Source organism: Streptomyces sp. NPDC002181 (assembly GCF_042890485.1).
Lineage (GTDB): Bacteria > Actinomycetota > Actinomycetes > Streptomycetales > Streptomycetaceae > Streptomyces.
This window is the reverse complement of record NZ_JBIASC010000022.1, coordinates 1-19,979: the sequence shown is the minus strand read 5'-3', so window position 1 is coordinate 19,979 and position 19,979 is coordinate 1. Positions and strand designations below refer to the sequence as shown.

Here is a 19,979-nt window from a genome sequence, read left to right as displayed (position 1 = left end):
TCCTGATGCGTGACGCGAACGCGATAGGGGCATAACGGGCGGCGCTGTAGGTCGTCCAGCGCTCGCTTCCTGCGTCGCGGGGCCCCGGCCTGCCCTCCGACGCTGTCAGCCTGCCGTGTTTGACTTTGCCTAGGGAGACCCCCTGACCTGCGGTATTCACGCCTGTCGCAAACACGAAGGGTGGAAATCGATATGGACCATGCCGAGCAGGGCGCCCAGACCGTGGAGCTGACGCCCGCCGGCCTGGCGCTCTACGAATACGCGGCCGGCATCCCCTCCTTCACGAGGGAGGAAGCCTGCGCCGCGCTGGGCCTCGCACGGCCGGAATTGAGCGCCGCCATCGAACGGCTCGAAGAGCTGCGGCTGCTGCGCCGCGACGCCGATCAGCCGGACCGGCTCACCGTCGTCTCACCCCAGTTCGCGGCGGGCCAGCTGCTGTGGCCCCTGGAGCGCGAGATCCGCCGCCAGACCGAGGACGTGGAGCGGATCCGCACGGCCTTCGCCGCGCTCGGCCCCTGCTACCAGAACGGCCGCCAGCGCCAGCAGCGCAAGGACGTCGAGCTGCTGACCGACCTGGACGACGTACGGCGCATGATCGACGAGCTGACGGACAGCTGCCGGACCGAGGCGCTGCACGTCCAGCCGGGCGGCGCCCGTGATCCGGAGGCACTGCTCAAGGCGCGCGGCAGCATGGGCCGGCTGCTCGGCCGAGGGGTGAGCAGCCGCTCGATCTACCAGCACCCGGCCCGCTACAGCCAGCACACGGTGGAGTTCGCCGAGTGGATGATGGAGCGCGGTGCGGAGGTGCGAACCCTGGCGGACGGCCCGGACCGCATGCTGGTCTACGACCGCAAGGCGGCGGTGATCAGCGTCGAGGGCAATTCCGCGCACGCGCTCGTCGTGTACGAACCCAACCTCGTGGCCTTCATGGTGTCCTCGTTCGAGACGGCGTGGCGGGCCGCCGACCCCTTCCCCGTGGGCTTCGACCGCGAATGGGCCAAGCAGGTCTCCGACGATCTCCGCCAGTCGATCGTCCGGCTGCTGACCGAGGGGCTGGACGACAAGGCCATCTCCCGGCGCCTGGGCATGTCCATGCGCACCGTGCAGCGGCACGTCGCCGAGATCATGCGCACCCTCGACACGAAGAGCCGTTTCCAGACCGGCTACCTGGTGGGTCTGGAGGAGGCGGGCGGCGCCGCGGGCGCCCTCACCGCCGGGGGGCCGGCCGCCGAGGGCGTCACCACAGAGGAACGGCCCTAGGACGGCCCACCGCCCGGCGGCTGTGGCCGAGCGTCATCGCGCGGATCACGTCCGGGGTGATCCGTCCGGCGAGCAGCGCGTCCATGACGGCGCCGAGCGCCCCCGCGAGCCGCACGTCCTCGTCGTGCGGAGCCCGGAGCCGGGCGAGCTCCGGGTCCAGCCACACCAGCCCGGCCGGCGGGGCGCCGGGCAGGGTCATCACGTACTCGTACTCGGTCTCGTACGGGCCCCCGTGCGGCGCCCGCAGCCACCAGGCCGTCCCCGGCCCGGCCGCCTCCAGCGGCGGTACCGGCGGCATGACCGGCCGGGGCGTGCGCCCGGTCAGCCGGCGGACGGCCTCCGCGGCGGCGTCGGCGGGATCGGCGCCGTACGGTAACACCGCGTGCGGCAGCCTCGGAGGTTCTCCGGGGAGCACCCCCAGCAGCCACTGCGTGCCCGGGGTGACCGCGGTGCCCGCGGTGCCCGCGGTGCCGGGCGTACGCGCGTACACGAAACAGCGCAGGGCCGAGCTGTTCGGGGCGGTGCGCAGGAGGGTCACCGGGCGGGCATCCGGTCGGGGAGCCCGAGCAGCAGCAGGGCCAGGTTGACGCCCGGGCGGCCGAGCTCCTCCCGGTAGCGGTCGATGACGACGTTCTCCTCCGCGAGGGAGGTGCGCGAGCCGCCCGAGTCCATCCGGGCGCGCGTCTGTTGCCGGGCGGCGGCCGCACGGCGGCCCACGAGGCGGATGATCTGCTGGTCGAGGGTGGCGATCTCGTCGGACATGGGGCTCTCCGTTGTCGTTTCGAGCGGGGTCAGGCGACCGGTACGGGTTCGGACACGGGAACGACGGCAGCGGTACGGGCCCTGCGGCGCAGGGTGGTGAGGGCCACGAGGCCGCAGAGCGCGGCGAGCGGCAGCCACACCCAGGCGGCGTGCCGCGCGCCGATCAGCAGGACGCCCAGGGAGGGGCCGAAGAACATGCCGACGCCCATCATCGAGTTGCACAGGGCACTGGCGCGGGTGAGCTCCCGGTCGGGCACCTTGGAGATCAGCCAGGGGTGGAAGGAACAGGAGTACGCGCACTCGCCGAGGCCGAAGAGGACCGCGTACGCCAGCAGTCCGGCGAGCCGGACCGGGTCCGGGCCGAAGGCGGTGACCCCGGCGACCACCAGGCCCGCCGCCCACAGGGCGACGGCGATGCGCAGTCCGTGTCGCTCGGGGCGCTTCTCCAGCACTCTGGTGATGCGGCGCTGGAAGGCCACGATGCTGACGACGTTGAGGGTGAGCATCACGGAGATCCAGCCGATGCCGGTGTCCATGAGCCGGTCGGCGACCAGGGGGGCGGTGGCCTCGAACTGGCTGAAGCCGACCGCGTAGGCGCCGAACTGGAAGAGCGCCGCGCCGAGCGAGGCCCGGACGAGGAGGCCGATGCCCAGCGGCGCGGGGGCGGCACCCCCCGTCGGCGCTCCGCCGATCGCGCCTGCCTCGGGCGCTTCCGGGGCCTCGGGCGCTTCCAGGACCTCGGGCACCTCGGGCACCTCGGCCACCTCGGGCACTTTGCGGGCCAGGCCGAGGGCGAAGGCGACGGGCAGGTAGCCGACGGCGTTGGCCACGAGCAGCCAGTCGATGGCCTCCCGGGAGAAGACGGTCAGGAAGAGGCCGGCCACCAGGGAGCCGCCCGCGAGGGTGGCGTTGAGGATCTGGTAGCGGCGGGCGAAGACCTGGCGGCGCTCCTCGGGCGGGACCAGGGAGTTGACGATCGGGATGATCGCGGCCATGAAGCAGCCCTGCCCGGCGCCGCCCAGCACGGCCGCGGCAGCGGCGGCGGTCAGGGTGTCGCCCCCGGTCAGCAGCAGGAAGCAGCCGGCCCACAGCAGCAGGCCGGTGATCCCGAGGGCGTGCCGGGGCAGGCGCACGGCCGCCGAGGCGAGCAGGAGCGAGACGGCGAGGTTGGCGAGGCCGCTGACGCCGTAGTAGACGGCGACCCCGCCGGTGCCGATGCCGGGCCGGGACGCCAGGTGGATGCCGATGAACGGGAAGACCATGCCGTAGCAGAACGACGACAGGCCGTGCAGGACGAGGATGCGGTTGACCGACCTGCGGCGCAGCGCGGCCGGGCCGTCGGACGTGCGGAACACGGGATGGACCACCTTCCGTGGGGTCAGCCGGATACCAGGGCGAGCACCCGCGCCGGGCTGCCGGAGCCCCCGACGATCGGCAGCGGCGCGGCGATGAGTACGGCGCCCTGCGGGGGCAGCCGGTGGAGGTTGCGCAGCTGGGTGACGCCGTACTTGCCGGCGCCGTGGAAGTACCAGTGGCAGGGGTAGGGCTGGTCGTCGAACTCGCCGGCCTGGCCCGCGTCGGTGCCCACGGTCTCGACGCCGATGCCGATGATCCCGGTCTCCTCGGCCAGCCACCTGGCGCACTCGGGGGCGATGCCCGGGGTGTGCTTGCCGTTGAGGAAGTTCTCCTGGGAGTCCTGGCGGGACTCCCAGCCGGTGCGGTAGAGCAGCCAGCCGCCGGCGGCGAGCGGGCCGTGCTCTTCCTGCCAGGCCTCGACGTGGTGGCGCCGGAGGAGGAAGTCGGGGTCGGCGGCGGCCTCGGCGGAGAAGTCCAGTACGGAGGCGGGGCCGACCAGGCGCTGGGCGGGGACCTGGGAGACGTCGTCGAGGTCCTTGCCGGTGAGCCAGTGGATCGGGGCGTCGAAATGGGTTCCGGTGTGCTCGGAGAGACGGATGTTGTTCCAGTAGACGGTCGGGCCCGCCTCGTCGTAGTGGCTGATGACCTCGCGCTCGAAGGGCCAGGGCTGGCCGCGCTCGGGCGGCAGCTGGATGAGGGGGGTCTGCTCGGAGAGCGGCGAGGTCAGGTCGACGACTTGGACGGAACCGTCGAGCAGGGCGGTCAGCAGTGGGGCGAGGGCACCCGCGGCCGGCGCGCCGGCGGCGGCCGCCGCCCGGGTGGTGGTGTCGGCGGTGTCCGTCATGTCAGTTCCCCCCGGTGGTGTGGGCGATCGTGGACCAGTGCCGGTAGTCCGGGTGTCCGTCGCGCACGACCGAGTCGTAGATCTCCTGGAGCTTGCGGACGGTCACGCCGGGAGCGCCGTCGCCGACCGCGATCCGGTCCAGGCTGGTGATCGGGGCGATCTCGGCGAGCGTCCCGGCGACGAAGATCTCGTCCGCGGTGTAGAGCTCGGTACGGTCGATCTCGCGGCGCTCCATGGGGATGCCGAGCTCGCGCTCGGCGATCTCGCCGATCGTGGCGACGGTGATGCCTTCGAGGACCCCGCTGGTGCCGGGCGGGGTGACGAGCTTGCCCTCGCGGAGCATGACCACGCAGGAACCGGGGGCCTCGGAGACGCTGCCGCGCTGGTTGAGCAGCAGGGTCGTGTCGTAGCCGTTGCGGATCGCCTCGTGGTGGGCGAGGCGGCTGTTGTGGTAGTTGGCGCCCGCCTTGATGCGGGGCGGCATCGAGTCGTCGCTGATGCGGCGCCAGGAGGAGATGGTGGCGGCGAGGCCGCCGTCGAAGCCCCGGCCGCGCGGGGCGCGGGTGGAGGTGATGTGGACGCCCGCGTCATCGGTGTGGCTGAGCGGGTCGGCGTTCGGGCCCATGTTGAAGTACGCGACGACGCAGATGTGCACGTCCTCCTCGAAGGCGTTGGCCTCAAGGACGTCGAGCACTCCCTGGCGCAACTCCTCGTCGCTGAACGGGATCTCCATGCGCAGGCTCTTCATCGAGCGGCGCAGCCGGGCCAGGTGCTCGTCGATCCGGAAGACGGCGAGCCCGTCCTGGCCGGGACGGCGGTAGGCGCGCAGGCCCTCGAAGACGTTGGCGCCCCAGAACGCGCCCTGCGAACGGGCGTGGACCGTGCACTTGTCCCAGTCGACGATGGTGCCGCCCAGCCAGGCGTGGGTGGGGGGTGGGGGTGTGGTCACTTCGTACTCCAAGCGGGAAGGGGCATCGGGAAGGGGGCGGGCGACCGGGGTCAGGCGGCGGCGGGAACGCGCCCGGCGCGGTCCGGGGCGGCAGCCGGGGCGGAAGCCGGCGCGGTGGCGACGGCGCAGCGGGCGAGCGTCGCGCCGAAGAGCTCGGGCCGCTCCGCGTCGGCCAGGGCGGCGAGGTGCCCGTCGGGCCTGACGACCAGGCACGTGCCCTCGGCGGCCCGGTAGGCCTCGCGCAGCACGCCGTCGCGGTCGCGCAGGACGGTGACTCCGTCGGGCATGTCCGACGCGGGGCCGGCGGCCGGTACGGCCAGCTCGCCCTCGCGCAGCACGACGATCAGACGGGCGGCCAGGCCCCGGGTGTCGGCGAGCGCGCGCTCGGCGAAGGCGCGGGCGGCGGCACGGTCCGGGGCGAAGTACAGACCGGTGAAGCCGGCGCCGTACAGCTCGCGGACGCGGACGGCGCCCGGGGCCGTGATCCGCGCGTCGGGGGCGAAGGCGCCCAGCAGCGGATGCCGTTCGGCGGACTCCGTGATCGCGGATGCGGTGTAGGTGTACGGCTCGGCCATCCTGCCGCTGTTGACCTTGTCGCGGGCTCCCTGGAAGGGCCGGGAGAGGGTCAGCAGCACCTTGCGGGCGATCCGGCGCGCCAGGTTCGGGGGCACCATGAACTTGATGGTGGCCTCGGTGACGGCCAGGTTCTCCTTTGCGGCGGCGTGGCGCTCGTCGTGGTAGGTGTCGAGGAGGGCGTCCTCGGCCTTGCCCTGCATGACCAGGGCCAGCTTCCAGGCGAGGTTGTCCGCGTCCTGGATGCCGCTGTTCATGCCCCGGGAGCCGTAGGGCGGCAGGGAGTGGGCGGAGTCTCCGGCGAAGAAGATCCGGCCGAGACGGAACTTCTCGACCACGCGCTGGTGGAAGCGGTAGGTGGACAGCCAGTCGATCTCGTAGTCGACGTCGCCGATGACCGCGCGGACGCGGGCGTCGAAGCGGCCGTCGGCCCGCTCGGCCTCGATGTCGGTGTCGGGGGCGAGCTGCCAGTCGATGCGCCAGATGTCGTTCGGCTGCGGGTGCATGACCAGCTGGCGGCCCGGGTTGAAGGGCGGGTCGTAGTGGAAGTGGCGCTCCTTGGCGAGCGGCAGCTTCACCTTGAGGTCGGTGATGAGGAAGCGGTCCTGGTGGCTGTAGCCGGTCCACTCGACCCCCGTGAGCGCCCGCATCGGGCTGCGCACGCCGTCGCAGGCGACGACGTAGCGGCAGCGGTACGAGCGCGGGCCGTCCAGGGTGTCGGCGGTGACGGTGACCGCCTCGCCGTCCTGCTCGACACCGGTGATCTCGTGGCTCCAGCGGACCTCGGTGAGGGCCCCGGCCTCGACCTTCTCCAGCAGCAGCTGCTCGATGCGGAACTGGGAGATGTTCACGAACGGGCCGTAGCCGATCCGGCGCGTGTACTCGGCCGCGCGGATCTCCTTGCCGCGCACGTAGGTGCGGGCGGTGGTCCAGGTGACGCCTTCGGCGCCGATGGTCTCGGCGCAGCCGAACTTGTCCAGCACCTCCAGCACGTCGCCCTGGATGAGGCAGGCCTTGGAGCCCTGCTTGCGCAGCTCGGGGTCGCGCTCGAAGAGGACGCTGGGGATGCCGAAGGAGGCGAGGCGCGCGGCCAGGGCCATGCCCACGGGCCCGGCCCCGACGATGCCTACGGGGATCAGGTCGCTGTTCATGCTGCTGCTTCGCCTTCGTTCGCGTGGTCGGTGGTATCGGTGGCCCCGGGCGCCTCCACGACGCTGCGGAAGACGGGGATCTTGCGTACGGAGCTGAGGTACGGGGTGCCCTCCGTGGAGCCGGTCCCGGAGCGGGTGCCGAGCATCCGGACGGCGATCCGGTAGTGCGTCTGGCGCCAGCGGCGCAGCGCGCCGGCGAAGCCGAGCATCGCGGTGGTCAGCAGCTCGCGGTCCTGTGCGCCGAACCGGTCGTCGGCGAGGGCGGCGGAGCAGGCCTCGTCGAGCGTGGGCTGGCCGGCCAGGATGCGCATGCGCACCTCGGGGGTGGAGCGGTAGGCCGGGGAGTCCAGCCGGTCCTGGTCGGGGACCCGGCAGAGGGACTCGACCAGCTTGTAGTTGCGGGACTGGATGGCGCTGGCGCCGTCGGTGAACTCCCGGAAGGTCCGGAAGGATTCGACCTGCATCGTGGCGAGCAGCGAGAACAGCGGAGCCGATTCGGACAGTACGGTCTCGGCGGCCTTCAGGTGCCCGGCCGCGTCCTGCGTGCGCGCCTCTTCCAGGCAGCCGATGGCCGTACGGATGCTCAGGGCCAGCAGCGCGAAGGTGGTCTCGAAGGTCTGGAGCACCCGGATGAACATGTGCTCGTCGTGGGACGTGTACACGGGCAGCATGCTGAGCCTCAGCACGTCGCGTTCGCGGGGGTCCAGCAGCTCGCCCTCGACGAACTCCCACAACTGCGCGGCCTGGTCGGCCGGTTCGGTCGCGGTGAGCGGGTCTGCGTGGCCGAGCCGGGCCAGCGCGGGCCTGGCCACCCGTATGGCGAGGCGGTGGCGCTTCTCGACCAGCCGGGCGTCCGGCCGCATGTGCGGCAGCCAGTCGGTACGGCCCTGTGCCGCGGACAGCTCGAACCGGAGCAGGTCGGCGAGGAGCTGGACGGTGAGCCGGTCCCGGGTGGTCCGCGCGGCCGGGGCGGCGGCCTCGCCGTCGTCCGCGGTCGGCAGGCCGAGCACGCTCAGCGAGGTGTAGGTGGGGTAGTCGTAGCGGCCGTCCCACTTGTCGAGCGCGGTGTCCAGGAACCGGTCCAGGAGGAGCCGCTCGGCCCCGTCGGCGCCGGAGGGTTCCTGCGCGGCGAGCCGCTCCCTGGCCAGGGCCAGGGACTTCAGGGTCCGGTCCGGGACGAAGTGCTTGCCGACGCGGTGGAACTCGCAGGTCACCGCGGAGTAGGGGAACCGGCTGGGCACGGGATCGGCCAGCCAGTCGGTCAGCTCATTCACGCTTGCGGGCTCACCTTCGGGAGTGGGACGGGAAGGACGGCCGGACCGGTCAGCGCGCGGAACTCGCGCATGGCCTGGCACAGGGCCTCCACGTCGTCGGTGGAGTTGTAGTAGTGGAAGGACAGGCGTACGACGGGGCCGCGCGGGCTGACCGCGATGCCCCGGCCGGCCAGCCAGCCGGCGAGGGCGGGCGGGTCGGCGTCGTACAGGCCGAGGTGCGCCCCCTGGAGTTCGGGGGTCTCGGCCCGCCGCACGCGCTCGCCCTGGGCGCCGAGCGTGCGCGCCGTACGGTCGATCAGGGCTGCGACGTGACGCCGCACGTCGGCCGGGTCGACCCCGAGGAACAGATCGAGCGCGGCGTTGGCCGCGTACACGGCGGGCACCGCGGGGGTGCCGGTCTCGAACCGCCGGGCGACGGCCGGGAAGTCGAGGTTCAGCGGGTCGAAGGCCATCGGCTCGACGCGGCCGAACCAGCCCGTCAGCTGCGGATCCCGATCACCCGCCAGGCCGGAGCGGGCGTAGAGGAAGGCCAGTCCGGGCAGTCCGGCGAGGTACTTCATGGTCCCCGCGACCAGGTAGTCGCAGCCGATCCGGGCGACGTCCACCGGCATCGCGCCGACGGCCTGGTAGGCATCGACGAAGGTCAGCGCCCCGGCCTCGCGGCCGGCCTCGACGATCTCGGCGACCGGCGGCCGTTCGGCGTACTGGTAGGTGGACATCGGGACCGACACGAGCGCGGTGGCCGGGCCCAGGACCGCCGTGTAGTCGGACGGCCGGATCCGCCCCGTGCCCCGGTCGCCCGTGAAGACCACCCGGGCGCCGCGCGGACGCTGGGCGAGCCAGACGTGCGCGACGGACGGGAACTCCTCGACGGTCGCGACGATGTCGGTCCGGGTGTCCAGGGCGAGCGTCGAGACCACCTGGTAGGCGCCGACCGAGGCGTTGGGCAGGATCGCGATCTGCTCCGGGGCGGCGCCGATCAGGGTCGCGAAGCGCAGGCGGGCGCCTTCGATCTCCTGCTCGAACCGGGCCCAGGGCGCGCCGTGGGCCGCGATGGCCTCCTGCATCCGCTCCAGTGCCGCGTCGACCGCGTCGGAACGGGCGCCCAGGCTGCAGCTGGCCAGGTGGACCGTCCGCTCCAGCATCGGGAACCCGCGGCGGAAAGCGGCGGCCGTGACGGGTGCGGGGGCCTGTGGGCCGGGACTCATGCCCGGCCCACCGGGCAGACCTGCGTCGCGCCGGCTTCGGCGGCTTCGGCGGCCTCGTCGGCCTCGGCGGCCTCGTCGGCGAACTCGGGTGCCGGTTCGGCATCGCCCATCGGGCCGGACAGGGTCAGCTCGGTGCGCAGTTCCCACAGGTAGGGGAAGAACTTGTGGCCGATCAGCTTGGCCAGGAATTCCACCGGGGCACCCTTGGTGCCGACCACGGAGTGGCCGATGACGCGGGTGGCCATCTTGTAGTGCTGGGTGCGCCACAGCGAGATCCGCTCGTCCCAGTCGATCATCGCCTCGGCCAGCCGGTACTCGGCAGTGTCGTGGCCGGTGCGGTAGACCTCCACGAGGTCGGTGCCGCGGGCCTCGACGAGCCGCGAGAAGGACTTGTCGATGTCCTGGCTGACCTGGCGGGCCAGCTTCCAGCCCGGGGATTCGAACCCCGAGCCGTGGCCGAGGACGGTGCGGATGATCTGGAAGTCCCAGGGGGCCAGGTGCCGCATCATCTCCAGCTGGTCGGCGGTCATCCGGGCGCCGAGCGAGGCGCGGCCGAGCAGACGGGCCGCGGTGTCCAGACGCCCCGCGTCGATCTGCCGGGCCGCCTCCTCGACCTCGTAGCAGGCCAGCTTGAGCCAGAGTTCGGTGGACTGGTGGACGACCTGGAAGAGCATCTCGTCCCGGTGGATCATGTCCTCCGGGCGGCGCTGGAGCGACAACAGCGTGTCGGTGCGCATGTAGCGCGTGTAGTCGTTGTCCCCGTCTCCGTCGAGTACGGGAACCGAGTAGTCCTTGGACACGGACACGGTGCTCCTGTCAGGCGTTCGTGGTGGACAGGGCGAGCGGCTCGGCGCGCACCCGGAAGTCCTCGGCGGTGGCGGTGACGGCGGCCTCGGCGGCGGCGCCGTTGGCGGCGCGGAACCGGAAGCGGCCGCCGACGTGCTCGTAGTAGGCGTCCGCGTCCGGCAGCACCTCCCCGGGGCGCAGGACGACCTCGGCGTACGGGCCTGCGGCGCGGCCGGTCATGGAGGTGGACTCGGTGATCCGGCAAGGGCGTTCGGCCGGGGCGGGCACGAGCATCCAGGCGGCCACCTCGCCGGCGGCGTGCGGCGCGGCGGCGCCCGGCGGCACCGGCGGCAGGGGGCGGTCCAGCTGGAGCTGCCAGGCGGCGTGCATCAGGTCGTAGCCGTGCACCTCCCGCCACAGGAAGGGGATCTCGGCTCCGCCGACGCGGGCGCCGCACTCCAGGAACCGGCAGACGGGGCGGCCGTCCGCGTCCCGGTCGATGAAGAGTTCGAGGTGGAAGACGGTGGCCCGGCCGGGGGAGAGCGCGCCGAGGTAGGCGTTCGCCGCCCGCTCGACGGCCGCGTTGACCTCCGGATCGTCGATCTCGACGGAGCCGAGGAAGTTGCCGCCGCGGAATCCCAGGCAGGTGTTGAGGTAGCGCGAAGCCCGCCAGGCCGACATCCGCCGGCCGTCGAAGACTCCGTCCACGTGGGAGATCGGGGCCTGGACGAAGGCCTGGACGAGCATCGGCTCGCTGTCCAGGTCCAGCCCGCCGACCTCCTCCGGGCCGTCCACCCTCACCACGCCGGCGCTGGAACTGCCGGTGCGGGGCTTGACGATGAGCGGCCAGCCCGAGTCCGCGGCGAAGGCGAGGACGGCAGAGGTGTCGGTGGCCGCGGCGAAGGCGGGGACGTCCAGTCCCGCGTCGGCGACGGCGCGGCACATCACGTACTTGTCGCGGAAGACGATCTGCGACGGCTGGCGGGGGCCGGGGACGTCCCACTCCTCGCGCAGTGCGGCGCCGACCAGCAGGTCGTCCTCCTTGAGGGCGACGATCGCCGCGGGCGCACCGTGCCGGGCGGCGAGGGCGCGGACCTCGGTGCGCACCCGCTCCAAGTCGTCGGTGGCCGGGACCAGGACGACCTCGTGGGCCTCTGCGGGTACGGAACCGGTGCCCACCTCGGTGGTGACGTAACTGACGCGGTGCTCGGCATGGTCGATGTAGCGGGTGAATTCCGCGTACCGCTCGCGCCAGCGATTGACGACGACGATGTGCGGACGGTGGTCGGTCATATCCGGGACTCCTCGAATGCGGTCGCGCATTCCGGCGCGGATGCGGGCACGGCTTCAGGCGCGAATTCCGGGGCGGATTCCGGGGCGGATTCCGGCGCGGATTCCGGGTGGGTGAATACGCAGGTGCCGCGGGTGCCGGGGTTCGCGTACGTGATGACGGAGCCGTCCTGCGGCTTCAGCGCGCGGCAGAAGGCCCCGCCGAATCCCTGCGGGGTGACGAAGATCCCCCAGTTCGCGACCCACTCCTCGACGCGTCCGCTGCCCGGGTCGAGCACCGGCTCCAGGGCCGGTACGACCAGCTCCTGCGCCACGTAGTCCCGTACGGCGGTCACCGCCAGGGCCTCCTGCCACACGGCGTCGGTGACGTCGCGTCCGATGACCACGCCGTCGGCGCTGTAGCCGATGCCGGGCTTCAGGACGAGCCCGGCGCGGTGCGTCCGGGCGTGGGCGAGGGCCTCGGCTGCGTCGGGGGCGTCGGCCGCGAGCACCCAGGTGCGCGGCAGCACCCGGTCGACGAGCTCCTTCTCGGCGTCGGAGAGTTCGGCGCGCACCGCGGACCGGTGCAGCAGGCCGAGCGCGGCCTTGCTGGTGAACAGGGCCCCTTCGAGCGGGGTGAAGAGGGCGGTGCGGCCGGCCGCGTGGGCGCGGTTGACCCGGCTCAGGGCCGCCCTGGCGACGGGGTCCCCGGCGATCTGGCCGGCGGCGAAGTAGCGCAGGACCACGTCCAGGGGGCGGCCGTGCAGGGCGAGCTTGCCGTCCGCCTCCTCGGTCAGCTCCTGGATCTCGCCGAGCAGCAGCTCGATGCCGTGGCCGCGCATGTCCTCCTGGATGGAGAGGAAGACGCTGTCGTGGTCGCCGAACGCTCCCGGCCCCTCCAGCAGTGCCACCACCGGGCTGACCGGGTCGGCGCCGGCGACCGCGGCCGCCGCGGCGCGCACCTCGGCCACCAGGTGGTCCATGGTGTCGGTGTGGCCCAGCCCGTTGGCCTCGGCGAAGGCGCGGAACGCGGGCACGTCCAGGAGTGCCCGGTTCAGCTGGGCGCTGTCGACCCCGCCCAGTTCGCTGCCGACGTTCAGCTCCAGCAGCCGGAAGCGCTCACCGTCGTGGAAGGCGTCGGCGCGGGCGTACAGCAGCGGGTCGCCGGTCGCCCCCTCGCTCATCACCTCGATCAGCTCCGGCGTCAGTCCGATGGCCGCGCCGTAGCGGTCGAGGTCGCCGCCGAAGCAGCGGCCGGGGAGCGAGACGAGGAGCCGGAAGACGGCTGCCAGGTCTTCGGCGAAGGCCGTGATCTCGCGCTCGGAGACGAGGACGGGACGGGGCAGCAGGACGTGTCCGTAGGACTTGTCGTATTCGGCGGGAAGGTCGATCCGCGCGATCAGCGTGCGCAGGTCGTTGTCGGGATCCGCGGTCGCGGTGACGTAGCGACCGGTGGGCGAATTCGCTGAATTCTCCATGGGCGGTCTCCATTTCTGCCGGATCAGGGCATGCCGGATCACGGCACGAAGGGGAAGCCGCCGAAAGCGCGGCGGCGCGGGAAGTACCGGGGAAGGCAGTACCGGGAGGGAAATACCGGGGAAGGAAAGCGCGTCGCGCCGGAATGACGGGACGGATGCGAGGAGATCCGCGGTGACGTGATCTCACTGTGGCACCGGCGCCACCGGCCGGGGCCGCCTCCCGGGCCGCGCGTTTACGGCTGTCGTGAATGCGCCAGGCGGGCCCGGCCGGACATAAACAGACAGATGGGTACGTAGGGCACGGCCGGCGGGCCACTTCCGGTTGCGCGCCGCCCGGCGCTGCTGTTTACCTACACATCACTGCAGGGGCCCGTGCCCCTCCGGACGATCCGCGGTGACACCGGAACGTCCACCAAGGAGAACCCCATGCCCCGCCTGCAGATCATCACCGCCAGCACCCGCCCCGGCCGCGTCGGCTCCACCGTCGCCGCCTGGGCCCTGGACGAGGCCCGCCGGCACGGAGCCTTCGAGGTCGAGGCCATCGACCTGGCCGAGGTCGCCCTGCCGTTCCTCGACGAGCCGGAGGAGGCGTCCACCGGCAACTACGTCCACCAGCACACCAAGGACTGGAGCGCCACGATCTCCCGCGGCGACGCCTGCCTCTTCGTCATGCCGATGTACAACGGCACCTATTCCGCGCCGCTGAAGAACGCGATCGACTTCCTCTACGCCGAGTGGCAGGACAAGCCGGTCGGCCTGTTCACGTACACGGCCGGCCCCTCCGGCGGCGTCCCCGCGATCGAGGCCCTGCGCCCGATCCTCACCCGCATCGGCTTCCGCCCCGCCGGGCACAGCGTCCGCGTACCCGGCATCGGCGAGCTGACCGGCCCCGACGGGTTCCGTGCCCCGGCCGGGCTCGCCGCTGAACTGTCCTGCGTACTGGACGAGCTGGCCAAGCTGGCCGCCGACACCGCCGCCTCCCCCGCACAGGTCTGAGAGGAAGCCGACATGACCGACCCCTTCCTCCGGTCCGCCGAGCGCCTCGTCGTCGTGGGCAGTGGCGGGCGCCCGTACCGGGAGTACTCCTTCCGGTCCCTGCACACGGAGTACGCCCTCAGCGCCGTGCTCGGCGCCGAGCCGACCTGGCAGCGCGCCTACCTCGACTCGTACGTCGTCGCCGACCTGTCCGACCCGGTGGCCATCGCCGACGCCGTGCTCGCGCTGGCCGGCGCGGACTCCACCCGGGTCGCCGTCATGACCTGGGACGAGACCGCCGTCGAGGCCACCGCCGAAGCCGCCGCCAAGCTCGGGCTGCCGCAGCTGTCGCCCGAGGCCGCCCGGCACTGCCGCGACAAGTACGCCACCCGCACCCTGATGGCGGACGCGGGCCTCGCCGCCGTCCGCCACCGGCTCGTCACCACGGCCGACGAAGCGGTGGCCGCCGCCGCCGAGTTCGGCTGGCCCGTCGTCCTCAAGCCGCGCGCACTGGCCGGCAGCATCGGCGTCACCCGCGCCGACGACGAGACCCAGGTGCGCGCCGCGTTCGCGCTCGCCGCCGGGGCCGCCTTCGCGACGCTCCCCACCGGCCACGGCATCCTCGTCGAGGAGTACCTCGACGGCCCCGAGATCAGCGTCGACAGCGCCGTCCACGACGGCGAGGTCCACGTCGTCCACATCGCCCGCAAGCGCCTCGGCTTCGCCCCGTACTTCGAGGAGGTCGGCCACCTGGTCGCCGCCTCGTACGACGAACCGTGGGAGGACGAGGTGCGCGAGCTCGTCGCCGCAGCGCACCGGGTGCTCGGCGTCACCACCGGCGTCACGCACGCCGAGGTCCGCCTCACCTCCCGCGGCCCCCGGCTGATCGAGCTGAACGCCCGCCTCGGCGGCGACCTCATCCCCTTCATCAGCGCCTTCGCGACCGGGATCGACCTGGTCAGGGTCGCCGCCGAGCTGTCCTTCGGCCGCCTCCCCGACCTCACCCCGACCCTGCGGCGCACCGCCGAGGTCCGGTTCGTGTACGCCGACACCGACGGCCGTGCCCGCCCGCTCGACCTCACCGCCGCCGCGGCCGTCCCCGGCATCGCCCACACCGCCGTCCTGGCCGAACCCGGCGACCGGCTGCTGCTGCCGCCCCGCCAGGCCATCCCGCGGCTGGCCGCACTGGTGGCGGTGGGCCCGTACGAGCACGCCTGCCGGCAGATCCTCGATTCCGCGCACGGCGCCGTGGACCGCGCCGTGGACCCGCTCCCCGAGCCGGGAACGGAGGCCGCCGCATGACCGCCACCACCACCGCAGCCGCCCTGCCCGCCTCCCTCGGCTCCGGGGTCGTCCCCGGCCCCGCGGCCGCCCGCGCACTGGCCGCCGAGCACGCCCACGTACCGCTCTACGTCGAACTCCTCGCCGACGCGCTCTCCCCGGTCACCGCCTTCGCCCGGCTCTGCGGCCCCGAGGAGCCCGGCCTGCTCCTGGAGAGCGTCATCGGGACCGAGAGCAGCGTCGCCGTGGCCCGCTACTCGTACATCGCCCACCGGACCAGCCCCGTCCCCCTCGGCGACGGCGACCCGCTGGTCGCGCTCCAGCCGCTCGCGGAGCGCGACGTCGCCCGCGTACCCGGCCTGCCGCCCTTCCACGGCGGGGCCGTCGGCTATCTCGGCTACGAGAGCGCCCGTCACTTCGAGCGCCTGCCCAGCGCACCGGGAGCCGGGCCCGGCATGCCCGAATCGGTGTTCCTGCGCGCCGACGACCTGGTCGTCTTCGACCACGCCACCCGCCGACTCCTGATCACCACGCTCCACGACACCGCCGCGGAGACGTACGAGGACGCGGTCGCCCGGCTCTCCGCCACCCGCGACCGCCTCTTCGCCGACGCAGCCCCCGGCCGCGACGGCAGCGGCAGCGGCGCGGACACCCGGCCGCTCGCCCCGACCCGTACCGCGCAGCAGCAGGACCGGTCCGCCTGGCACGCCCACACCAGTGAGGAACGCTTCCTCGACATGGTCGCCGCCGCCCGCGAGTACATCCGGGCCGGGGACATCTTCCAGGTCGTGCTCTCCCAGCGGTTCAGCAAGCCGCTCGCCGCCGAACCCCTGGACGTCTACCGCCACTTGCGCGCGGTCAACCCGTCCCCGTACATGTTCCACCTCTCCCTCGGAGGCGGCCGGCACGTCATCGGCGCCTCGCCGGAGCTGCTCGTGAAGGTCGAGGACGGCAGGGCGCAGACCCGGCCGCTCGCCGGCACCCGCTGGCGCGGCACCGACGCCGCCACCGACGCCGCCCTGGAGGCGGAACTGCTCGCCGACGAGAAGGAGTGCGCCGAGCACGTCATGCTCGTCGACCTCGGCCGCAACGACATCGGGCGGATCGCGGCCCCCGGCACCGTCCGCGTGGACCGGCTGATGGAGGTCGAGCGCTACTCGCACGTCATGCACCTGTCGTCGACGGTCAGCGGAGACCTCGCCGACGGACGCACCCCCCTGGACGCGCTGCGCTCCACCTTCCCCGCGGGGACCGTCTCCGGCGCACCCAAGATCCGGGCCATGGAGATCATCGCCGAGCTGGAGGAGGAACGCCGCGGCGTCTACGGCGGCGCCCTCGGCTTCATCGGCACCGGCGGCTGTCTCGACACGGCCATCGCGCTGCGCACCCTGGTCATCGCCGACGGCAAGGCCTGGGTCCAGGCCGGCGCCGGAGTGGTCGCCGACTCCGACCCCGCCGCCGAGTACCGGGAGACCCTCAACAAGGCGCAGGCGCTGTTCGCCGCCGTGGAACGGGCGGAGGCAGCCGCATGAGCGACCGCCCCCGCGTCCCGGTCCGCGTCGGAGTCGTCGACAACTACGACTCCTTCACCTACAACCTGGTCCAGTACCTCGCGCAGGCCGGCGCCGAACCGGTGGTCCACCGCAACGACGGCGTCACCACCGGCGAACTCGCCGCCCACGACGCCGTCCTGATCTCGCCCGGCCCCGGTAACCCCGGCCAGGCGGGCGTCAGCCTCGCCGCCGTCCGCGACCTCAGCGGACGCCTCCCCCTGCTCGGCGTCTGCCTCGGCCACCAGTCCATCGCCGAGGCCTTCGGCGCCGACGTGGTCCGGGTGGGCCCCGTGCACGGCAAGACCGAGCGCGTACGGCACGACGGCACCGGCGTACTGGCCGGCCTGCCCGACCCGTTCACGGCCACCCGCTACCACTCGCTCGCCGTCGACCCCCGGACCCTGCCCGACGAGCTGGTCGCCAACGCGTGGGCCCAGGACGGCACGGTCATGGGCCTGCGGCACCTCGTCCACCCGACGTACGGAGTGCAGTTCCACCCCGAGTCCGTCCTCACCGACCAAGGGCTGCGGATCATCGTCAACTTCGTGGAATCCGTACGTTCTTCCTCCTCCCGCCGGCTCCAGGAGGTCCGGTGAAGTCCGCACTGCGCACGCTGGCCGCCGGCCACCGCCTGACCCTTGAGGAGACCGGCCGCGCCATGGCCGCCGTACTCCGCGGCGAGGCCACTCCCGGCCAGATCGCCGGCTTCGCCATGGCGCTGTCCGCCCGTGGCGCCGACGTGGAGGAGATCGTCGGACTGGTCTCCACCGCCCGCGCCTTCGGCACCCGCCTGGCCGGTGACGGCCGGGTCCTGGACACCTGCGGCACCGGCGGCGCCGGCCACGACACCTTCAACATCTCCACCACCGCGGCGATCGTCGCGGCGGCCTGCGGAGTTCCCGTCGCCAAACACGGCAACCGGAGCGCCTCCTCCGCCTGCGGCAGCGCCGACGTCCTCGAAGCGCTGGGCGTGCCCATCGACCTGGGCCCGGCGGACGCCGCGGCCTGCCTGGCCGAGATCGGCATCACCTTCCTCTTCGCGCCGGTCTTCCAGCCCGCGTTCCGGCACGCCGCCGGTCCCCGGCGCGAACTCGGGGTACGGACCGTCTTCAACGTCCTCGGCCCGCTCTGCAACCCGGCCGGCGCCCGCTTCCAGACCCTGGGGGTGTCCGACCCCGCCCTGCTGGAGGTGATGGCCGAGGTCCTGCACCGGCTCGGCACCGAACGCGCCCTGGTGTTCTGCGCCGAGGACGGACTGGACGAGCTGAGCACCTGCTCCCCGTCGCGCGTCGTGGAACTGGCCGACGGCACCACCACCTCCTACCGGCTCGACCCCGCCGATCTGGGTCTCGCCACCGCCACCCTGGCGGACCTGCGGGGCGGCGACGCCACCGCCAACGCGGCGACCGTACGCCGGATCCTGGCGGGCGAGCACGGCCCGTGCCGGGACGTCGTGCTGCTCAACACGGCCGCGGCACTGCGTGCGGCCGGGCAGTGCGAGGACTGGCGGGCGGGCATCGCCCGCGCCGCCGAGGCCATCGACGGCGGGGACGCGGCCGGTGTCCTGGACCGGTGGGTGGCGACGGGCACCGCCCGGCGGGCCGAGCGGGCCGAGCGGGCCGAGCGGGCCGCCGCGTGACACCCCGCACCGCACCGACACCTCCGCACCCGCGAACCGAACGAGGAGCAACCGCTTTGCCCACCCCCACCGCCCCGCCGGGCCTGCCGGGCCTGATCGGCGAGCTGATCGAAGCCGCACACCGCCAGACGGCCGCCCGCAGCGCCGAGGTCCCGCCGGCCGAGGTGGAGCGGCGCGCCGCGGCCGCCCCGGCCGTACGGGACTTCGGTGCCGCCCTGCGCGCCCCCGGCCTCGGCGTCATTGCCGAGCTCAAGCCCCGGAGCCCGCTGAAGGGCCCGCTCGTCGACCCGGCCGCGTACCGGCCCGCCGAGCTGGCCCGGCGCTACCGGGCGGGCGGCGCGTGCGCGCTCTCCGTACTGGCGCACACCGAGGGCTTCGGCGGCCGGCCCGAGGACCTGGAAGCCGTACGGGAGGCCGTGGACCTGCCCGTCATGCGCAAGGACTTCATCGTCGACGAGTACCAGATCGCCGAAGCACGCGCGTACGGCGCGGACGCGGTCCTGCTCGTGGTCGCCGCCCTCACCGAGGACCGGCTGGCCGAGCTGTACGCGTACGCCGAAACCCTGGGCCTGCACCTGCTGGTCGAGGTCCACAGCGAGGCGGAGGCACGGACCGCCCTCGCCCTCGGCGCCGTCAACATCGGCGTCAACCACCGCGACCTGCGCGACTTCAGCATCGACCTCGGCCTCACCGGCCGGCTGCGGGCGCAGGTCCCGGCAGACCGCGTGCTGGTCGCGGAGAGCGGCGTACGCGGCCCGGCGGACGCCCTGAGGCTGCGCGCCGACGGGGCGGACGCGGTGCTGGTGGGGGAAACCCTGATGCGGTCGGCCGATCCGGCCGCCGAGGTGGCACGACTCAAGAACACGCAGGCACACCGAACCCTTCAGGAGGGGTCATGACCTCGTTCTTCATCCCGGACCCGGAGGGTCACTCCCCGAATGCCGAGGGTTACTTCGGTGACTTCGGTGGCAAGTTCATCCCGGAGGCGCTGGTCGCCGCGGTGGACGAGGTCGCCGTCGAGTACGAGAAGGCCAAGGACGACCCGGCCTTCGCGGCCGAGCTCAACGACCTCATGGTCAACTACACCGGCCGGCCCAGCGCCCTGACCGAGGTCCCCCGCTTCGCCGAGCACGCCGGCGGGGCCCGGATCTTCCTCAAGCGCGAGGACCTCAACCACACCGGCTCCCACAAAATCAACAACGTGCTGGGCCAGGCCCTCCTCACCAAACGCATGGGCAAGACCCGCGTCATCGCCGAGACCGGAGCCGGCCAGCACGGCGTCGCCACCGCCACCGCCTGCGCCCTCTTCGGCCTCGAATGCACCATCTACATGGGCGAGATCGACACCCGGCGCCAAGCCCTGAACGTGGCCCGCATGCGGATGCTCGGCGCCGAGGTCATCGCCGTGACATCCGGCTCCCGCACCCTCAAGGACGCCATCAACGAGGCGTTCCGCGACTGGGTCGCCAACGTGGACCGCACCCACTACCTCTTCGGCACCGTCGCCGGCCCCCACCCCTTCCCCACCATGGTCCGCGACTTCCACCGCGTCATCGGCGTCGAGGCCCGCCGCCAGATCCTGGAACGCGCAGGCCGCCTCCCCGACGCCGTCGCCGCCTGC

Annotated in this window: 19 protein-coding genes; 8 read left to right on the top strand and 11 right to left on the bottom strand. The window is 73.1% G+C overall.

Translation table 11 applies throughout. From position 1 onward, the window contains the following. Nucleotides 1–192: 192 nt before the first annotated feature. Nucleotides 193–1,260 (top strand): LuxR C-terminal-related transcriptional regulator, encoded by a 1,068-nt coding sequence (locus tag ACFYXV_RS33190; RefSeq protein ID WP_385472503.1) that lies wholly within the window; start codon nucleotides 193–195, stop codon nucleotides 1,258–1,260. Here the strand turns inward: ACFYXV_RS33190 and ACFYXV_RS33185 are convergent. The 11 genes from ACFYXV_RS33185 to ACFYXV_RS33135 are packed head-to-tail and all read right to left on the bottom strand — an operon-like array spanning nucleotide 1,238 to nucleotide 12,910. Further along, nucleotides 1,238–1,798, bottom strand: a complete 561-nt coding sequence (locus ACFYXV_RS33185) for a hypothetical protein (RefSeq protein WP_389384961.1) — start codon at nucleotides 1,796–1,798, stop codon at nucleotides 1,238–1,240. The genes ACFYXV_RS33190 and ACFYXV_RS33185 overlap by 23 nt on opposite strands. Further along, nucleotides 1,795–2,022: a chorismate mutase gene (locus ACFYXV_RS33180; protein WP_385472497.1), complete on the bottom strand. Its 228-nt coding sequence runs from the start codon at nucleotides 2,020–2,022 to the stop codon at nucleotides 1,795–1,797. Before ACFYXV_RS33180 ends, ACFYXV_RS33185 begins: the two co-directional genes overlap by 4 nt. A gap of 29 nt (nucleotides 2,023–2,051) precedes the next feature. Further along, nucleotides 2,052–3,377 (bottom strand): MFS transporter, encoded by a 1,326-nt coding sequence (locus ACFYXV_RS33175; RefSeq protein WP_389384960.1) that lies wholly within the window; start codon nucleotides 3,375–3,377, stop codon nucleotides 2,052–2,054. A 23-nt stretch (nucleotides 3,378–3,400) separates the two neighbouring features. Then, nucleotides 3,401–4,222: a cyclase family protein gene (locus ACFYXV_RS33170; protein ID WP_389384959.1), complete on the bottom strand. Its 822-nt coding sequence runs from the start codon at nucleotides 4,220–4,222 to the stop codon at nucleotides 3,401–3,403. Nucleotide 4,223: 1 nt separating this feature from the next. Continuing rightward, nucleotides 4,224–5,171: a branched-chain-amino-acid transaminase gene (gene ilvE / locus ACFYXV_RS33165; protein ID WP_389384958.1), complete on the bottom strand. Its 948-nt coding sequence runs from the start codon at nucleotides 5,169–5,171 to the stop codon at nucleotides 4,224–4,226. A gap of 50 nt (nucleotides 5,172–5,221) precedes the next feature. Then, the gene (locus ACFYXV_RS33160; RefSeq protein WP_389384957.1) at nucleotides 5,222–6,895 is read right to left on the bottom strand and encodes an FAD-dependent monooxygenase; all 1,674 of its coding nucleotides are present in this window, start codon (nucleotides 6,893–6,895) and stop codon (nucleotides 5,222–5,224) included. Beyond that, nucleotides 6,892–8,169, bottom strand: a complete 1,278-nt coding sequence (locus ACFYXV_RS33155; RefSeq protein WP_385472482.1) for a tryptophan 2,3-dioxygenase — start codon at nucleotides 8,167–8,169, stop codon at nucleotides 6,892–6,894. The genes ACFYXV_RS33160 and ACFYXV_RS33155 overlap by 4 nt, the downstream gene beginning before the upstream one ends. Then, nucleotides 8,166–9,377: an aminotransferase class V-fold PLP-dependent enzyme gene (locus tag ACFYXV_RS33150; protein ID WP_389384956.1), complete on the bottom strand. Its 1,212-nt coding sequence runs from the start codon at nucleotides 9,375–9,377 to the stop codon at nucleotides 8,166–8,168. Before ACFYXV_RS33150 ends, ACFYXV_RS33155 begins: the two co-directional genes overlap by 4 nt. Continuing rightward, nucleotides 9,374–10,183: a tryptophan 2,3-dioxygenase family protein gene (locus ACFYXV_RS33145; RefSeq protein WP_389384955.1), complete on the bottom strand. Its 810-nt coding sequence runs from the start codon at nucleotides 10,181–10,183 to the stop codon at nucleotides 9,374–9,376. The genes ACFYXV_RS33150 and ACFYXV_RS33145 overlap by 4 nt, the downstream gene beginning before the upstream one ends. Before the next feature lie 10 nt (nucleotides 10,184–10,193). Beyond that, nucleotides 10,194–11,456, bottom strand: a complete 1,263-nt coding sequence (locus tag ACFYXV_RS33140) for an acetyl-CoA carboxylase biotin carboxylase subunit family protein (protein WP_385472474.1) — start codon at nucleotides 11,454–11,456, stop codon at nucleotides 10,194–10,196. Then, entirely contained in the window at nucleotides 11,453–12,910 is a 1,458-nt protein-coding gene (locus ACFYXV_RS33135; RefSeq protein WP_389384954.1) for a hypothetical protein, read from the bottom strand. The genes ACFYXV_RS33140 and ACFYXV_RS33135 overlap by 4 nt, the downstream gene beginning before the upstream one ends. A 426-nt stretch (nucleotides 12,911–13,336) precedes the next feature. Here ACFYXV_RS33135 and ACFYXV_RS33130 point away from each other — a divergent pair, with 426 nt between their 5' ends. The 7 genes from ACFYXV_RS33130 to ACFYXV_RS33100 form a co-directional block, all read left to right on the top strand. Beyond that, the gene (locus ACFYXV_RS33130) at nucleotides 13,337–13,906 is read left to right on the top strand and encodes an NADPH-dependent FMN reductase (protein WP_385472468.1); all 570 of its coding nucleotides are present in this window, start codon (nucleotides 13,337–13,339) and stop codon (nucleotides 13,904–13,906) included. Between the two features lie 12 nt (nucleotides 13,907–13,918). After that, complete coding sequence (locus ACFYXV_RS33125; RefSeq protein WP_385472465.1) at nucleotides 13,919–15,187, top strand: acetyl-CoA carboxylase biotin carboxylase subunit family protein; 1,269 nt, start codon at nucleotides 13,919–13,921, stop codon at nucleotides 15,185–15,187. After that, on the top strand, nucleotides 15,184–16,698 hold the full coding sequence (locus tag ACFYXV_RS33120) for an anthranilate synthase component I family protein (protein ID WP_385472462.1): 1,515 nt from the start codon (nucleotides 15,184–15,186) through the stop codon (nucleotides 16,696–16,698). Before ACFYXV_RS33125 ends, ACFYXV_RS33120 begins: the two co-directional genes overlap by 4 nt. Beyond that, entirely contained in the window at nucleotides 16,695–17,315 is a 621-nt protein-coding gene (locus ACFYXV_RS33115; RefSeq protein ID WP_385472459.1) for an anthranilate synthase component II, read from the top strand. The genes ACFYXV_RS33120 and ACFYXV_RS33115 overlap by 4 nt, the downstream gene beginning before the upstream one ends. Next, nucleotides 17,312–18,358 carry an anthranilate phosphoribosyltransferase gene (gene trpD / locus ACFYXV_RS33110; protein ID WP_389384953.1) on the top strand — a complete coding sequence of 349 codons (1,047 nt, stop codon included), beginning with the start codon at nucleotides 17,312–17,314 and terminating at the stop codon, nucleotides 18,356–18,358. Before ACFYXV_RS33115 ends, trpD begins: the two co-directional genes overlap by 4 nt. Before the next feature lie 56 nt (nucleotides 18,359–18,414). Beyond that, on the top strand, nucleotides 18,415–19,257 hold the full coding sequence (gene trpC / locus ACFYXV_RS33105) for an indole-3-glycerol phosphate synthase TrpC (protein WP_385472453.1): 843 nt from the start codon (nucleotides 18,415–18,417) through the stop codon (nucleotides 19,255–19,257). Next, on the top strand, nucleotides 19,254–19,979 hold a 726-nt coding region (locus ACFYXV_RS33100; protein ID WP_389384952.1), incomplete at its 3' end, for a pyridoxal-phosphate dependent enzyme. The genes trpC and ACFYXV_RS33100, both read left to right, overlap by 4 nt.

Coding starts and splice junctions, on each gene's coding strand:
- ACFYXV_RS33190 (WP_385472503.1), top strand. CDS start 193: ATGGACCATGCCGAGCAGGGCGCCCAGACCGTGGAGCTGACGCCCGCC.
- ACFYXV_RS33180 (WP_385472497.1), bottom strand. CDS start 2,022: ATGTCCGACGAGATCGCCACCCTCGACCAGCAGATCATCCGCCTCGTG.
- ACFYXV_RS33170 (WP_389384959.1), bottom strand. CDS start 4,222: ATGACGGACACCGCCGACACCACCACCCGGGCGGCGGCCGCCGCCGGC.
- ACFYXV_RS33160 (WP_389384957.1), bottom strand. CDS start 6,895: ATGAACAGCGACCTGATCCCCGTAGGCATCGTCGGGGCCGGGCCCGTG.
- ACFYXV_RS33150 (WP_389384956.1), bottom strand. CDS start 9,377: ATGAGTCCCGGCCCACAGGCCCCCGCACCCGTCACGGCCGCCGCTTTC.
- ACFYXV_RS33140 (WP_385472474.1), bottom strand. CDS start 11,456: ATGACCGACCACCGTCCGCACATCGTCGTCGTCAATCGCTGGCGCGAG.
- ACFYXV_RS33135 (WP_389384954.1), bottom strand. CDS start 12,910: ATGGAGAATTCAGCGAATTCGCCCACCGGTCGCTACGTCACCGCGACC.
- ACFYXV_RS33130 (WP_385472468.1), top strand. CDS start 13,337: ATGCCCCGCCTGCAGATCATCACCGCCAGCACCCGCCCCGGCCGCGTC.
- ACFYXV_RS33125 (WP_385472465.1), top strand. CDS start 13,919: ATGACCGACCCCTTCCTCCGGTCCGCCGAGCGCCTCGTCGTCGTGGGC.
- ACFYXV_RS33120 (WP_385472462.1), top strand. CDS start 15,184: ATGACCGCCACCACCACCGCAGCCGCCCTGCCCGCCTCCCTCGGCTCC.
- ACFYXV_RS33115 (WP_385472459.1), top strand. CDS start 16,695: ATGAGCGACCGCCCCCGCGTCCCGGTCCGCGTCGGAGTCGTCGACAAC.